At 73.9% G+C, this 13,749-nt stretch carries 12 protein-coding genes and 2 pseudogenes; 6 read left to right on the forward strand and 8 right to left on the reverse strand.

Annotated features, from left to right (window positions below):
- Positions 1-324: pseudogene (locus VR45_RS47350) on the reverse strand (hypothetical protein); the annotation flags it as partial.
- Positions 325-807: 483 nt separating this feature from the next.
- Between VR45_RS47350 and VR45_RS31275 the strand changes: the two are divergent.
- The gene (locus VR45_RS31275; RefSeq protein ID WP_045943250.1) at positions 808-2,172 is read left to right on the forward strand and encodes an MFS transporter; all 1,365 of its coding nucleotides are present in this window, start codon (positions 808-810) and stop codon (positions 2,170-2,172) included.
- A 94-nt stretch (positions 2,173-2,266) separates the two neighbouring features.
- Here VR45_RS31275 and VR45_RS31280 read toward each other — a convergent pair whose 3' ends face one another.
- Entirely contained in the window at positions 2,267-2,881 is a 615-nt protein-coding gene (locus VR45_RS31280) for a hypothetical protein (protein WP_045943251.1), read from the reverse strand.
- A 341-nt stretch (positions 2,882-3,222) separates the two neighbouring features.
- On the opposite strand from VR45_RS31280, the gene VR45_RS31285 reads away from it, so the two are divergent.
- Entirely contained in the window at positions 3,223-4,884 is a 1,662-nt protein-coding gene (locus VR45_RS31285; protein WP_052709511.1) for an alpha/beta hydrolase, read from the forward strand.
- Between the two features lie 85 nt (positions 4,885-4,969).
- Here VR45_RS31285 and VR45_RS31290 read toward each other — a convergent pair whose 3' ends face one another.
- Positions 4,970-5,740, reverse strand: a complete 771-nt coding sequence (locus VR45_RS31290; protein WP_045943253.1) for a helix-turn-helix transcriptional regulator — start codon at positions 5,738-5,740, stop codon at positions 4,970-4,972.
- A gap of 393 nt (positions 5,741-6,133) precedes the next feature.
- Between VR45_RS31290 and VR45_RS47355 the strand changes: the two genes are divergently transcribed.
- Positions 6,134-6,286, forward strand: coding sequence for a hypothetical protein (locus VR45_RS47355; protein ID WP_159394418.1), 153 nt, complete (start codon positions 6,134-6,136; stop codon positions 6,284-6,286).
- Positions 6,287-6,294: 8 nt separating this feature from the next.
- On the forward strand, positions 6,295-7,383 hold the full coding sequence (locus tag VR45_RS31295) for an rRNA adenine N-6-methyltransferase family protein (protein ID WP_045943254.1): 1,089 nt from the start codon (positions 6,295-6,297) through the stop codon (positions 7,381-7,383).
- Positions 7,384-7,429: 46 nt separating this feature from the next.
- Here the strand turns inward: VR45_RS31295 and VR45_RS31300 are convergent, their stop codons facing one another.
- The 5 genes from VR45_RS31300 to VR45_RS49255 form a co-directional block, all read right to left on the reverse strand.
- Positions 7,430-8,695: an FAD-dependent oxidoreductase gene (locus VR45_RS31300; protein WP_045943255.1), complete on the reverse strand. Its 1,266-nt coding sequence runs from the start codon at positions 8,693-8,695 to the stop codon at positions 7,430-7,432.
- A gap of 130 nt (positions 8,696-8,825) precedes the next feature.
- Positions 8,826-9,257: a nuclear transport factor 2 family protein gene (locus VR45_RS31305; RefSeq protein WP_045943256.1), complete on the reverse strand. Its 432-nt coding sequence runs from the start codon at positions 9,255-9,257 to the stop codon at positions 8,826-8,828.
- Between the two features lie 5 nt (positions 9,258-9,262).
- Entirely contained in the window at positions 9,263-10,066 is an 804-nt protein-coding gene (locus tag VR45_RS31310; protein ID WP_045943257.1) for an MBL fold metallo-hydrolase, read from the reverse strand.
- A gap of 185 nt (positions 10,067-10,251) precedes the next feature.
- Positions 10,252-10,746, reverse strand: a complete 495-nt coding sequence (locus VR45_RS49250; RefSeq protein ID WP_234326343.1) for a hypothetical protein — start codon at positions 10,744-10,746, stop codon at positions 10,252-10,254.
- Positions 10,747-10,819: 73 nt separating this feature from the next.
- Positions 10,820-11,593, reverse strand: coding sequence for an MFS transporter (locus tag VR45_RS49255; RefSeq protein WP_234326345.1), 774 nt, complete (start codon positions 11,591-11,593; stop codon positions 10,820-10,822).
- Positions 11,594-11,693: 100 nt separating this feature from the next.
- Here VR45_RS49255 and VR45_RS31320 point away from each other — a divergent pair.
- Positions 11,694-12,783, forward strand: a pseudogene (locus tag VR45_RS31320) (DUF5937 family protein).
- A gap of 68 nt (positions 12,784-12,851) precedes the next feature.
- The coding region (locus VR45_RS31325; RefSeq protein ID WP_063772574.1) for a PhzF family phenazine biosynthesis isomerase at positions 12,852-13,749 on the forward strand (898 nt) is incomplete at its 3' end.

Here is a 13,749-nt window from a genome sequence, read left to right on the forward strand (position 1 = left end):
ACCGGCGACCTGCAGGGCCTGGCCGAGGTCGACGATGTCCGGGATGCCGGGCAGGCCGAGCAGTTGGGAGGGGGCGGCGGGCGCTGCGGCCGGGGCGGGCGGGGCGGCCGCAGCGGGCGCTGCGGGCGCGGCTTCGGCGGCCCGGGCGGTGGCGGGCGCGACGGCGTCGAGTCCGGCCCGGGCGGCGACGGTCAGGGTCGGCGCGGCGAGCAGGTAGGTGAGGAAGCGTCGGCGGTCGGCGTCGGCGGGCAGCTGCTCGGTAGTGGGACGCGGCTCGGCGGTGGGCGGCTGCTCGGCGGCGGGGCCCGGGCCGGCCGGGGGCACGATGGAGATGCTGATGGGAGGAGCCCCTCTCGCCGGGTCACGGCTCTGGACGGGCGGGCCGTGAGGGCCTCGCCCCGGTGCCGGGCGGTGCCGGACGGTGCTCGCGACGGCGGGCACGTTCTGGTCGTGTTCACGTTCGCGAACGAGAACGCGGATGAGCATAGGAGGGGCCTACTGGCCGGTCAACACGGGCACTTGGGGCATGATCGGACAACTGTGCGGATGTTGGACGGGGTGGACACGGAGGGCGCGTGGCACACCGGGCGGGGCGCGCGGTACCGCCGTCCGGGTGCGGCGTGCCCCAGGGGCGCGTGCCGGTTGTCGGGGGCGGGCGGGGCGCGGTCGGCGCCGGAGCGGGGGCGACCCGGAGCGCGGGCATCCGGAAAACGACGTGCCGAAGTGGCCCAGGATCATGATGATCCACTGGACCTTCCGCGTGGTCCGCCCTCGGCGCAGACTGGTGTCCACACCGAAGAACCACTGATGGCCCACCACCCCAGGAGCATCGTGCCGTCCCGCCGCACCCCGCTGTCCGGATCCCAACGAACCCTCGCGACAGCCCAGTTGGTGAGCGCGATCGGCGACGGTGCCTACTACACCAGCTCGGCGCTGTACTTCACCCGGATCGTCGGCCTCTCGCCCACCCGGCTCGGCCTCGGCCTCGCGGTGGCCTGGGCGATCGGGTCGGTCGCCGGTGTGCCGCTCGGCCACCTCGCCGACCGGCGCGGCCCCCGGGGCACGGCGGCGGCGCTCGCGCTCGCCACGGCGGTGGTGGTCGCCTCGTTCCTCGTGGTCGACGACTTCCTGCCGTTCCTGGTCGCCGCCTGCCTCTACGCCACCGCCCAGTCCGGTCTGGGCGCGGCCCGGCAGGCGCTGGTCGGCGGACTCGTCCCGGAGGGCGAGCGGACGGCGGCGCTCGCCCGGCTGCAGGCCACCCTCAACGCCGGGCTGGCGGTGGGCGCCGCGCTCGGCGGCGTCGCGCTCACGGTCGGGACCAGGGCGGCCTTCCTCGCCGCGTTCACGCTGACCGCGCTGGGCTTCCTGGCGACGAGCCTGATCCTGCTGCGGCTGCCGGCGGTGCTCCCGGCGGTGCTCCCGGCGGTGCTCTCGGTGGCGAAGGCCGGACCGGCGGACGGTGCGGCAGTGGACGCTGCGACGGCGGACGGTACGACGGCGGACGCTGCCCGGGGCCGGGACGGCGGCTTCGCGGTGCTGGCGGACCGCCGCTACGCGCTCGTGACGCTGGTCAACACCGTGCTGCTGCTGCGGATGCCCCTGCTCAGCCTGGTGATCCCGCTCTGGATCGCCGACCGCGCCCCGCAACTCGGCTGGCTCGGCTCGGCGCTCTTCGTCCTCAACACCGTCGGCGTGACCCTCTTCCAGGTCCGCACCGCACGCGCCGTCACCGGCCTGCCCTCGGCGGCCCGGGCCGTTCGCCAGGCAGGTGCGGTCCTGCTCGCCTCCTGCGCGGTCTTCGCCCTCTCGGCCGCGCCCGTCCCGGTCTGGGCGATGGCGGCCCTGCTGGTCGGCGGCGCGGTGCTCCAGGTGCTCGGCGAGATGAAGCAGTCGGCCGGATCCTGGCAGATCGCCTTCGACCTCGCCCCGGCCGACCGGCTCGGCCAGTACCAGGGCTTCTTCGGCACCGGAGTGGCGGTGGCCCGCACCGCCGGACCGCTGCTGCTGACCACCCTCCTCCTCGACGGCGGCGGCCCGGGCTGGCTGGTCCTCGGTGTCCTCTTCCTCGCCGCCGGCTGCGCCATGGGCCCCGCCGTCCGCCACGCCGAACGCGACCGTTCCTCCTGGCTCGCCCCCGCTCCCGCCACCGCGCCGCTCACCCCCGCCGGCTGAGACCGGCGTTCGAACCCCGGGGCCGGTGGCCCGGGGTCGACCAGGTGCGGGCACGGCGCCGACGGCGCGGGCGCCCGCACCTGGGGGTTGCGGGCTAGAGGTGCGGGAGGACGAAGTCGTACCCGGCGACCGAGTGGGCGTTGCCGGCCGGGCAGCGGCCGTTGGTGGGGTAGCCGTAGAAGTAGAGGCCGTAGCACTTGGGACAGAAGCGCCAGTTGCGCTGCGAGCCGGGGGGCTCCGGGATGTCGTGGGGGAGGACGAAGTCGTAGCCGGCCGCCGCGTGGGCGTTGCCGGCGGGACAGCGGCCGTTGTCGGGGTAGCCCCAGAAGAACATGCCGTAGCACTTGGTGCAGAAGCGCCAGTTGTGCTGGGCGGTCGGCGTCTCGGGGATGTCGTGCGGGATGTTGAAGTTGTAGCCGGCCGAGTCGTGGCCCCCGCCCGCCGGGCAGGCGCCGTCGGTGGGGTAGCCGCGGAAGAACAGGCCGTAGCACTTGGTGCAGAACCGCCAGTCGGCCTGGCTGGCCAGGATCCTGGCCTCCTCGGCCTCTTTGGTGTCCTTGGCCGCCGCCGGTCCGGCCGCCGCCCCGATCGAGGCCACGGTGCCCAGGCCGGCCACCGCGGTGAGGCCCAGTGCCCGGGTCAGTACTGCGCGGCGGCCCGGTCGGGGCCGGGGTCCGGGATCGTCGTCGTGTGTGGTCGGGAAGCCCATGAGTGTCCACCTCTCCGCCGGTGGTGGCCGGCGAATCCTCAGGAACGGCTCGGTCGGGGTTTCGCAACGCCGAGTATCGGGTCGCGGCTGTACACGGTCAACGGAGTGCGGACGCACGGCCCGGCGTCCGCCGCCTCGCGGCGCGCCCCCGGGCCGCCAGGCCATACGGTTAATGATGATCTTCGGCCACCGACCGCACTGTTTCCCGTCAATATGGCTCCGATAAAGGGTATTGACGGCCAATCGGACACTCTTCGCAAGAATCTGCGGTCACGCACGTCTTCCCCTGTTGATCGAGGGCTGACAGGCTGTCCGGCGTTTGCAGAACCGGAGGAGGTTTCGTGTCCCGATTCACCGGCACGGTACTGGCGGTCACCAGTGCCCTCGCCCTCGTCGCAGGCTCGGCCGCGGCGGCCGTCGCAGCACCGGCCCCCGGCGCAGCCGCCGAGGCCAAGGTGGCACCGGTCGACTGGAAGCCGTGCAACCCCGATCCGAGCCAGCCGGACCCCAAGATCTACGACTGCGCCGTCTACCAGGTGCCGCTCGACTACGACCACCCCAAGGGTGAGACCACCGGCATCGCGATGATGCGCCGTCGCGCGGCCGACCCGGCCAAGCGGATCGGCTCACTGTTCCTCAACCCCGGCGGCCCGGGCGGCAGCGGTTACCTGTGGGCGACCACCACCCGCTTCGGCAAGGACGTCCAGGACCGCTTCGACCTGGTCGGCTTCGACCCGCGAGGCGTGGCCCGCAGCAACCCGCTGAAGTGCTTCACCACCGACGAAGAGGCCGCGGCCGTCAACGACCGCATGATCGGCGTCCCGGTGACCAGGGCCGAGATAGCGCAGACCATCGACGCCACCGAGGACTACAGCGACGCCTGCTCGCGCAACGCCGGCCCGCTCATCGAGCACATGTCGACCATCAACGTGGTCCGTGACCTCGACCGAATGCGGCGCGCCGTCGGCGACAGCAAGCTGAACTTCGCCGGCTTCTCCTACGGCACCCTGATCGGCGCCACCTACGCGGGCATGTACCCGGACAAGGTGCGCGCCCTGATCGTCGACGGCAACGTCGACCCCAACCTGCGGATGCACAACGGCGTCGAGTACGACCGCCAGCGCGCCACCGGCTTCGAGGTCGCCCTGACCGAGTTCCTGAAGCGCTGCCAGACCGCGGGCGCCCCGCGCTGCGCCTTCGGCGAGGGCGACACCCGGGCCAAGTTCGACACCCTCCGCGACCACCTGCGCACCAACCCGATCACCCTGCCGGACGGCACCCAGGTCACCCTGTCCAGCTTCACCAGCCAGGTCGCCAGCTCCCTCTACGCGCAGCGCCTCCAGGCGCCGCTCGCGGTGTCGCTGCAGGCCGCCTACCAGGTGCTCAACGCCCCGGCCGCCGCCGCGCAGAGCCTCGCCGCCGCCGCGCCGGCCGTCGACCCGGCCGTTGACCCGGCCGTCGTCGAGAACGCCAAGGTGCTCGCCAAGACCGTGCCGAACGCCCTGCGCGAGGCGCTGCCGGAGACCCCGTACTCCTCCGACGACTCCTACTACGGCGTCAACTGCCAGGACAAGCCGTACCCGTCGAACCCGTGGACCCTGGCCAACCTGGCCAAGCCGTGGGAGAAGGAGTCGCCGACCTTCGGCCGCTACCAGGCCTTCGACGGCCCGACCTGCGCCTCCTGGCCGGCCCCGGCCCGCGACGCCGAGACCTTCACCGGCCCCGCCGAGACCTTCACCGGCCCGTGGAACCGGAAGACCGCCGCCCCGGTGATGGTCATCGGCAACCTCTACGACCCGGCGACCAACTACGGCTTCGCGCAGCGCATGCAGCGCCAGCTGGGCAACGCGGTGCTGGTCTCGGTCGACGTGGTCGAGCACTGCGCCGTCGGCCGCAGCAAGGAACTGAACAAGCTGGTCACCGACTACCTGGTGAACCAGAAGGCCCCGGCCCCCGGCCAGCTCCTGAAGCCGGACGCCGAGGCGTTCCCGCCCGTCGCCTGATCCACCCCTGAGAAACACCGAACGGCCCGCCCCCGGAAACAGCCTTCCGGGAGCGGGCCGTTCGGCCGTGCGGGGCCGTCGTCCGTCACGCGGACGGCGGCACCTCCGGCGCCATGCTGTACCGTCGAAGCACTTCTTCCGCCGTGGACCGGTCCAGCAATCGCAGCTCCCACGGGCCCGTGTTGACGTCGAACTCCTTCCCGAAGCCCACCCACTTGCCGGCCATGTGGCGGCCCGTGGGATCGACGAGCAGCTGGATCGCGCCGTGGTAACGGGCGCCCCGGTAATAGCCGGCGTCGGCGGTCTGCTCGGTCCAGGTGCCGGTGACGACGTTGCGGTCCACGGTGAGGTCGAGCGTGAGCGGTGAGTCGGGGTTGGAGGAGGCGCCGGGCAGCGAGGCGGCCGTGATCCGGTTCCCGTGGTGCTGGAGCAGCACGTGGTGCAACCCGGAGAAGGTGTTCGCCCGGCTGCTGCTGAAGAACTCGTAGTGGTTCAGCCACACCCCGCTGTAGTCGTCACCCAAGGGGCCCGGGGTCGGGGCGGGACGCCCGTCGGGCTGGTTCCTCGTCACGTCATGGCCTCCGGCTCCGTCCTCCGTAACGCGCGCCGGCGGCAGATTGACGGACTCGAATCCCAGCCGATCCGCCGACAGCTTGGTCACGGCCTCAAGCGCACGCAGATAGACCGGGCGTGGTGTGCGCACGTCGCCCGATTCCCATCGCTGGACGAGTCGCTTGCTGGCGTCGTTGGGCTCTCCCAGGGCTTGCCCCGCATCGCGGATCCGCTGGGCCATCTCGTCCTGGCTGAGACGGAGACCGATGCGGACGGCGCGGAACACCGTGTCCGGGGTCGTCATGCCTCCGAATGTATCCGGTGACGCCCTGGCATGACACCGAAATGACGCCTTGCATCCGGTCGAAGTGACGTCTTGTCGACGTCACTTCGACAGTGCGTGACGAGAGAGGATTCGATCTGCGCATCCGGCCAGTCTTGGCAGGGAGCAGCAGTCGAAGCGGGTCCGCAACGCCGAACGACCCTGCGCGCATCGGTGCTTGGGACCGCCAGCGTGTGAGGAGACACCAGTATGGCCGCGACGACCATTAACCCGACGCGTCCCGCCCGGACCGACCGCGCCGGAGCCCGCTACGGCTCCGGACGTCAGCTAGACCACCCGGGAGCCGGCCCCGCGGAGGGAGCGGGGCCGGCTCTTCCACTCGCGATCGCACACCTCACAGAAGGGAACACCACCATGGCGAAGCACGGCGGAGGATCGGGCAACGACGGCCCCGGCAAGGCCGGCGGGGGCAAGGGCGGCGGGCACTCGGGGTCGCCGGACACCGCGCCGCACGACGGCCAGCGGCACGCGCCGCCGAAGAACCTGCCCAAGCCCGAGAGGCCGTAGGGGACCTCATGACGTGGGACAAGCTGACCGATGCGCTGCGGGAGTCCGGGGCGCTGTCGGCCGACTGGGAACAGATCTTCCGCAGCACCCCGCGCGACCGGTTCACCCCGGGCCGGATCCGGGTCGACGGGGAGTGGATCGAGCGGACGGACCGCCCTGACCGCTGGGCGGAAGCCGTGAACTCCGATCTGCCGCTCGTGACGCAGGTCCACGACGGGACCACCACCCCGTCGTCCTCCAGCTCCATGCCGACCGTGGTCGCGAAGATACTCCGGCACCTGAACGCGGCCCCCGGGATGCGGATCCTGGAGGTCGGCACCGGCACCGGGTGGACGGCGGGTCTGCTGACCGGTCGGCTCGGCACCGAGAACGTGGTCACCGTCGAGGCGGATCCCGGGCTCGCGATCGACGCCCGCGCGCGGCTCGCGACCATGGGGCGCATGCCCACGGTGCTGGCAGCGGACGGGATGCTGGGCCACCCCGCCGGGGCGCCCTACGATCGCGTCCACCTCACGGCCGCCGTTCAGAGGTTGCCCGGGACGCTGATCGAGCAGACGAAACCGGGCGGCGTGATTCTCGTGCCGTACGGAACGGCTTTCTGCAACGGGGCGTTGGCGCGTCTGGTGGTCGCGGACGACGGCCGGTCGGCCTCCGGACCGTTCGTGGAGGACGTCGCCTTCATGTGGGTGCGCGACCAGCAGCCCGACAGCGGCGAGTTCGACATCGAGGACGTCCGCTACGGTCCGTCGGAGATCGACCCTGCGGACGTCGCGGACTCCACCGATGCCGCGTTCGCGATCGGGCTCCGCCTGCCGGACCTGTTCCGTCAGAGCGTCGCGGCACCCTACGACGCCTTCGGCACCGGTCGGTTCGAGATCTGGGACGGCACGTCCTACGCGCACTGCCGGCTCGCGGACTGGGAGGGGAGGCACGCCGTCTCGCAGTCCGGTCCGCGGGACCTGTGGGCCGAGGTGACGGCCGCGTACCGGTGGTGGCAGCGTCAGGGAGCGCCGGGACTCGACCGGTTCGGTCTCACCGTCTCGGTGAGCGGTGAGCACCGTACCTGGCTGAACGACCCGGGCAACGCGATCGGGTAGTCCCCTGGCCCCGGTCGGGACTGCGTCGACCGGGGCCCGTTCCGGATCAGACGTCGCCGAGCGGCACCTCGGGGTCCGCCAGGCGGGCCGGGTCGACCACTCGGCCCGAGCGGATCAGGGTGCGGATCGGGTCGGTGACGTCCCAGATGTTCACGTTCATGCCCGCCAGGACCTTGCCGTCGGCCAGCCAGAAGGCGATGAACTCCCGGGTGGCCGGGTCGCTGCGGAACACCACCCGGTCGTAGCCGCCGGGCTCGACCCAGCCGACGTACTCCAGGCCGAGGTCGTACTGGTCGGAGAAGAAATAGGGGACACGGTCGTACACCGCGTCCTCGCCGAGCATCGCGCGGGCCGCCGTCTGGGGCTGGTTGACGGCGTTGGCCCAGTGCTCGACCCGGATGTGCCGCCCCAGCAGGGGGTGGAAGGCGTTGGCGACGTCACCGGCCGCGTGGATGTCCGGGTCGGAGGTGCGCAGGTGTTCGTCGGTCTTGATCCCGTTGTCGACGACCAGCCCGGCCGCCTCGGCGAGGGCGGTGTCGGGGGAGATGCCGACGCCGACCACCACCGCGTCCGCCGGCACCGTCGTGCCGTCCGCGAGCCGGACGCCGGTCACCCGGCCGTCCGCGCCGGTCAGTTCGGCGACCTTCACCCCGAACCGCAGGTCCACGCCGTGGTCGCGGTGCAGATCGGCGAAGACCTGCGCCACCTCGCGGCCCAGCACTCGCAGCAGCGGCAGCTCGGCCGCCTCCAGCACCGTCACCTCCGCGCCCGCCGTCCGGGCCGCGGCCGCCGTCTCCAGGCCGATCCAGCCCGCGCCGATCACCACGATCCGGGCGCCGGTGCGGAACTCCTTGCGGATCCGCTCGCTGTCCTCCACCCGGCGCAGGTAGTGCACGCCGCCGAAGTCCCCGCCCTCCGGGTCGGGCAGCTGCAGCCGGCGCGGCACCGAACCGGTGGTCAGCAGCAGCTTGGCGTACTCCACCTGCCCGTTGTCGGCCAGCGTCACCGTGTGCGCGGCGGGGTCGATCGACACCACCCGGGTGCCGAGCCGCAGCGTCACGTCGTGCTCCGCGTACCACTGCGGCGGGTGGACGTAGATCTTCTCCCGGGAGCTCTTGCCCAGCAGATAGCCCTTGGAGAGCGGTGGCCGCTCGTACGGGCGCTCGTGCTCCTCGCCGATCAGCACGATGCCGCCGGTGTACCCGGCCTCGCGCAGCGCCTGCGCCGCCTTCGCGCCGCCGAGGGAGGCGCCGACGATCACAATGGGACGCTGCCGCCCGGCGCCGTCGGTACCCGTACTGTCCGTGGCCATGCTGAACTCCTCGCTCTGCGGCGGAAACCACGGACAGCCTGCCGCCGGTCGGCGGGCCTGTCGAGACGGCGTCCGGCGCGCCGCCCCGGCTCCCCCGAACGGGTGACGCGGCCCGGGCGCGGGGGAGGGTTCAGGGCGCCATCGCGTCCCGGACCAGGGCGGTGTCCGTGAACTGCTCGAAGCGCACGATCCGCCCGCCGCGCACCGTGAAGTGGTGCGCCACCCGCACGTTCAGCGGCCGCCGGGTGGTCCGGTGCACCGCCGTGTAGCGGGCCAGCACCACCACGTCCTCGCCGTCCACCACGTACCGGTCGTCGTGCGCCGTCCAGTCCTCCCAGTCGGCGGCCAGCCGGTCCATCACCCCGCCCGTGACGCCCTTCGGCGTCCGGTAGGTGCCGGCCAGCGGGAAGCCCGCCATCTCCGTCCACTCCACGTCCTCGGCGAGCGTCGCCCGCAGCGCGGCCAGGTCGCCCCGCGCCGAGGCCAGGTACTGGCGGCGGACCACGTCGGCCGGGGCGTCCGACTCGGCGAACGCGGCCGCGGCCCTCGGAATCTCGATCATCGCGCTCAGCCCCAGACCAGCTCGCCCTTGGCGACCTTCGTCCCGAGGTCGACCGCCAGCGGCATGCCCAGCCCGGGGAACCGCCGGTCCAGCGCCTCCCGCGCCGAGGCCGCGTCCGGTGCCCGGCCGACCTCGGTCTCGAAGGCCCGCAGGTAGTCGCGGGTGTGGTCGATCGAGGAGGGGTCGGTGGGCGCGTCGGCCGTCCGGTGCCCGGCCACCACGAAGTCCGGTTCCAGCGCCGCCATGCCGTCCAGCAGGTCGATCCAGGCCGAGCGCTGCTCCGGCGTCGGGGTGTCGGCCGTCCACACGTGCAGGCCCTGGAACAGCAGCACCCCGCCGAGGAGCGCGCGGTGGTGGTGCTGCCAGAGGTAGTGCCGGTCCGGCAGGTGGAAGTCGGCGCCGCGCAGCTCGAAGCGGTGGCCCTCGAAGACCAGCTCGTCACCGGGCAGCACCTCCGGGAGGACCAGCCGGGTCGGCAGTTCGGGGCCGAGGTGCGCCCAGGCGCGGAGCTTGGCCTCGAAGGTCTCCTGGATGTGCTCGACGGTCGACGCGGTGGCCAGGAACCGGGCCTCCGGGAAGGCGTCCCGCACCTCCTGGGCGCCGAAGTAGAAGTCCGGGTCGCCGTGGCTGACGAAGACCGTGCTCAGCCGCTTGCCGGTGGCCCGGACCCGCTCCACCAGCCGCCGGCCGTCGGACCGGGTGAACCCGGCATCCACCAGCAGCGCGTCCTGGGGGCCGGTGACCAGCACGGAGGTCTTGTTGAGCGAGCTGTCCGGGCTGTCGATGACCTCGAAGTCGAGGGCGCTCATGAACGGTGTCCTTCCTCGCGGCCGGGCGCGTCGTCCCGCGTGCCGGGTGTGCACGCCTCGCGTGCCGGGGTGCGCACGCCTCGCCGCCCAGCATCGGCGACCCGGCGCATGCCCGCACCCCGGGACGACGGCCGCCCGCGCCCCGGGACAGCGCCCGCCCGCACCCCGGGACGGTGGCCTGCGGTTCACCCGCGCGGGCGCAGCCGGGCCACGGCGACCGAGGAGAGCAGGGTGGTGCCGGCCAGCGCGGGCCAGAGCACGCCGGGACCGGCGGCCAGCAGCGCGGTCAGCGCCGCCGGGGCCAGGGCGCGGCCGACGCCCATCGACAGCTCCCAGCGCGCCAGCGCCCGGCCCAGCAGGTGCGGCGGGGCGGTCGCGGCCACCAGCGCCGTCCCCGAGCCGGAGTAGAGGATCTCGCCGAACGTGTACAGCACCGACACCGCCGCCACCGCGCCGGCCGCGGCCGTCCCGCCGAGCCCGCCGGCCGCCCAGAAGCCCAGGTAGGAGAGGGTGAGCGCGAACCCGCCGGCGGCCAGCACGGTGTGCCGCGACCGTTCGCCGAGCCGGAGCACCACGGCCAGTTGGAGGGCGATCACCAGCACGGTGTTGCCGACGAAGATGCCGGAGGACCAGGCGGCGGAGGCGTGCAGGTGCAGCACCAGCAGGGCCGGCAGGGCCACCTCCAGGACGTCGAAGGTGAAGGCGAAGGGGAGGTTGGCGACGCTGAGCAGGGTGATCCGGCGCAGCGCGGGATCAGGGGCGGTGGTGGGGACGGAGGCGGGGACCGGGGACGGGACCGGGGGCGGGGGCGGTGGTCGCGGCGGACGGCTGGGGTGCCTCCGCCGGTGGTGCGGACACCCGGAGCGAGTGCACCAGCCCCGCCGCCAGCAGGCAGGCCGCCGCGGTGACCCCGGCGAGCAGTTGGAGCGTCCCCGTGCCGCCGGCCACCGCGAGCGTCGCCAGCAGCGCGCCCGCGCCCAGCCCGGCGTTGCGCAGCGTCCGGCCGGCCGCCAGGGCGGCGTCCCTGGTGCGGCCCTCGGTGAGCGTCGACACCACGGCCGCGTGGGTGGCGGGCCAGGACTGGCTGCCCACACCGAGCAGCACCGCCGCCGCCGTGAACCCGGCCACCCCGTCCGCCAGCAGCAGCGTCACCGACCCGGCCGCCCGGACCAGCAGCGTCGCCGCGGCGGGCAGGCTGCGCGCGCCGAGGTCGATCCACCGGCCGGTCAGCGGGAGCACCAGCAGCCCCGCGACCATGCCGGCGGACATCGCGAGGCCCGCCGCCCCGGCGTCCAGGGCGAGGACGCCGATGCCGTACAGGAGCAGGAACGGCCGCAGCAGCCCGGTGCCGAGGGCGTCCACCAGCAGGGCGGCGGCGTAGCGGGGACCACCGGCGGCGGTCAGCAGGCCGAGCAGCGCGGCCGGTCCGGTCCGGGGCCGCTCGACGACGGAGGAAGCGGGGGAGGCGGGGGAGGGAGTAGGAGCAGGGGCGTCGGGCCGCCGTTTCGGGCTCTGGATCAGGCTCATGGCCGGTACCGTCCGCCCGCAGCCGGCCCGCACGCACGTCGATTGACGAGTCCCGTCAATCGACGCCGGACCGGGGCGCCGCAGGTGACAGGATCAGGGCGTGAGCCTGACCATCGACATCACCGGCCTGCCCGACGAGCGGCTGCTCTTCACGCCCTCGCCGCTGGCCGAACTCAGCGCCATGCTGCACGTGCTCGCCGAACCGGCGCACCACCCCGACCTGCACGGCTGGGCGGCGAGCACCACCGCCACCGTGCCGCCCGCGCTCGCCGAGCGACTGACCGAGGCGGAGTTCCTCTGGCGCTCCTCGCGCGCCGACTTCCTCGTCCCCGGCATCCCCGGCGCGACCCTCGCCGAGGAGCGTCGACCGGATCGACGACGAGCAGTACGTCCGGGCCGCGCTCGTGACGACCTGCGGCGTCTCCCGGATCACCCACCGGACGGCCTCGCCGCTCACCGACCCGGCGGAACAGGAACGGGCCCGGGACCTGGCGCTCGCCCGCGGCCCCCGGCAGGCGGACTTCGCGGACCGGCTGCTCACGGACCCGCCCGCCGTCCGGGCCCTGGTCCGCCGGATGCTGGAGGACTGCGCGGAGAGCTTCTTCGCCGACGCCTGGCGCCGGGTGCTGCCCGAACTCGCCGCCGACGCCCGCCGTAAGACGGACCTGCTGGTGCGGCACGGCGCGGTCGAGGCGCTGGCCGCGGTCTCCTCCTCGGTCGTGCTGGAGGACGCGGGTGAGGGACGGCGCCGGATCGTCGTCGACAAGCTCCAGGACAACACCACCAGCGCGACCGGCGCGGGCGGCGTCACCCTCATCCCGACCGCGTTCGGCCGGCCGCACCTGCTGGTGGTGTCCGCGACCGGCTGGCGCCCGGTGGTGCAGTACCCCGTGGCCGCGCCGGGCGTGCCCGAACCGGTCTCGCTCGCGGTGGTCCAGCAGCGGCTGGAGGCGCTCGCCCACCCCGTCCGGCTCCGGCTCGCCCGCACCATGGCGCGGGGCCCGCACACCACCGGCGAGCTGGCGGCCGCCTGGCAGCTGAGCGCGCCCGAGGTGTCCCGGCACCTGGCGGTGCTGCGCCGGGCCGGATTGCTGACCACCCATCGGCGCGGGCGCTACATGCTGTACCAGCTGGACCTGGCGGGCAGCGCCCGGTTGGGGACCGATCTGCTGGAGGCGGTGCTGCGGTGACGGGGGCCGGTGGTGACGGTGCTGTGTCGACGGGGAACACCGGCCGGGCCGGGCGCGTTCGTGCGGGCATGACCACTGACGCCACTCCCGCCACTGACGCCGCTCCCGATGCTCCCGAGATCCTCCGCTACGCCGCCTTCGCCACCGACCCCGCCGGCGGCAACCCGGCGGGCGTGGTGCTGGACGCCACCGGCCTGAGCGCCGACCGGATGCTGGCGATCGCGGCCGAGGTCGGCTACTCCGAGACGGCGTTCCTGGTCCCCGGCCCGGGTGCCGGCGAGTACGGCGTCCGCTACTTCAGCCCGCTGGTCGAGGTGCCGTTCTGCGGCCACGCCACCGTCGCCTCCGCCGTGGCCCTCGCCGAGCGGGTCGGCCCCGGCCGCTACCTCTACCGCACCGCGGCGGGCGAGGTGCCGGTCGAGGTGACGAAGGACGCGGACGGGACCCTGCGGGCCACCCTCACCAGCGTCGAACCCCGGGTGGAGGAGGCCGGCGCGGCGGACGTCGAGGAGGCGCTCGCCCTGCTCGGCTGGGCCGCCGGGGACCTCGACCCCGCGCTGCCGCCCCGGTACGCCTACGCGGGCGCCCGCCACCTCGTCCTCGCCGCCGGGACGCGGGACCGGCTGGCCCGGCTCGACTACGACTTCGACGGACTCGCGGCTTTTATGACGGCCCGGGACCTCGTCACCCTCCAGCTGGTGTGGCGGGCCGCCCCCGACGTCTTCCACGTCCGCGACCCGTTCCCGGTCGGCGGCGTGGTCGAGGACCCGGCCACCGGGGCGGCGGCGGCCGCCTTCGGCGCCTACCTCCGCGACCTCGACCCGGCCGCCGCTCCGGCCGTGCTCACCCTCCACCAGGGCGAGGACCTGGGCCGACCGGGCACTCTCCAGGTCGACCTGGCCACCGCGGCCCCGCGGGTCCGGGTCTCCGGCGCGGGGGTCGCCATCGGCCAGGACGACTCTGCTT

Origin of the sequence: Streptomyces sp. NRRL S-495 (assembly GCF_000966955.1) — a bacterium.
Classification (GTDB): domain Bacteria; phylum Actinomycetota; class Actinomycetes; order Streptomycetales; family Streptomycetaceae; genus Kitasatospora; species Kitasatospora purpeofusca.

What these genes read in the sequence shown, in the direction of transcription:
- VR45_RS31300 (WP_045943255.1), bottom strand. Translation starts at nt 8,695, where the DNA reads ATGGCCACGGACAGTACGGGTACCGACGGCGCCGGGCGGCAGCGTCCC.
- VR45_RS31275 (WP_045943250.1), top strand. Translation starts at nt 808, where the DNA reads ATGGCCCACCACCCCAGGAGCATCGTGCCGTCCCGCCGCACCCCGCTG.
- VR45_RS31310 (WP_045943257.1), bottom strand. Translation starts at nt 10,066, where the DNA reads ATGAGCGCCCTCGACTTCGAGGTCATCGACAGCCCGGACAGCTCGCTC.
- VR45_RS31290 (WP_045943253.1), bottom strand. Translation starts at nt 5,740, where the DNA reads ATGACGACCCCGGACACGGTGTTCCGCGCCGTCCGCATCGGTCTCCGT.
- VR45_RS31280 (WP_045943251.1), bottom strand. Translation starts at nt 2,881, where the DNA reads ATGGGCTTCCCGACCACACACGACGACGATCCCGGACCCCGGCCCCGA.
- VR45_RS31295 (WP_045943254.1), top strand. Translation starts at nt 6,295, where the DNA reads ATGACGTGGGACAAGCTGACCGATGCGCTGCGGGAGTCCGGGGCGCTG.
- VR45_RS47355 (WP_159394418.1), top strand. Translation starts at nt 6,134, where the DNA reads ATGGCGAAGCACGGCGGAGGATCGGGCAACGACGGCCCCGGCAAGGCC.
- VR45_RS31305 (WP_045943256.1), bottom strand. Translation starts at nt 9,257, where the DNA reads ATGATCGAGATTCCGAGGGCCGCGGCCGCGTTCGCCGAGTCGGACGCC.
- VR45_RS49255 (WP_234326345.1), bottom strand. Translation starts at nt 11,593, where the DNA reads ATGAGCCTGATCCAGAGCCCGAAACGGCGGCCCGACGCCCCTGCTCCT.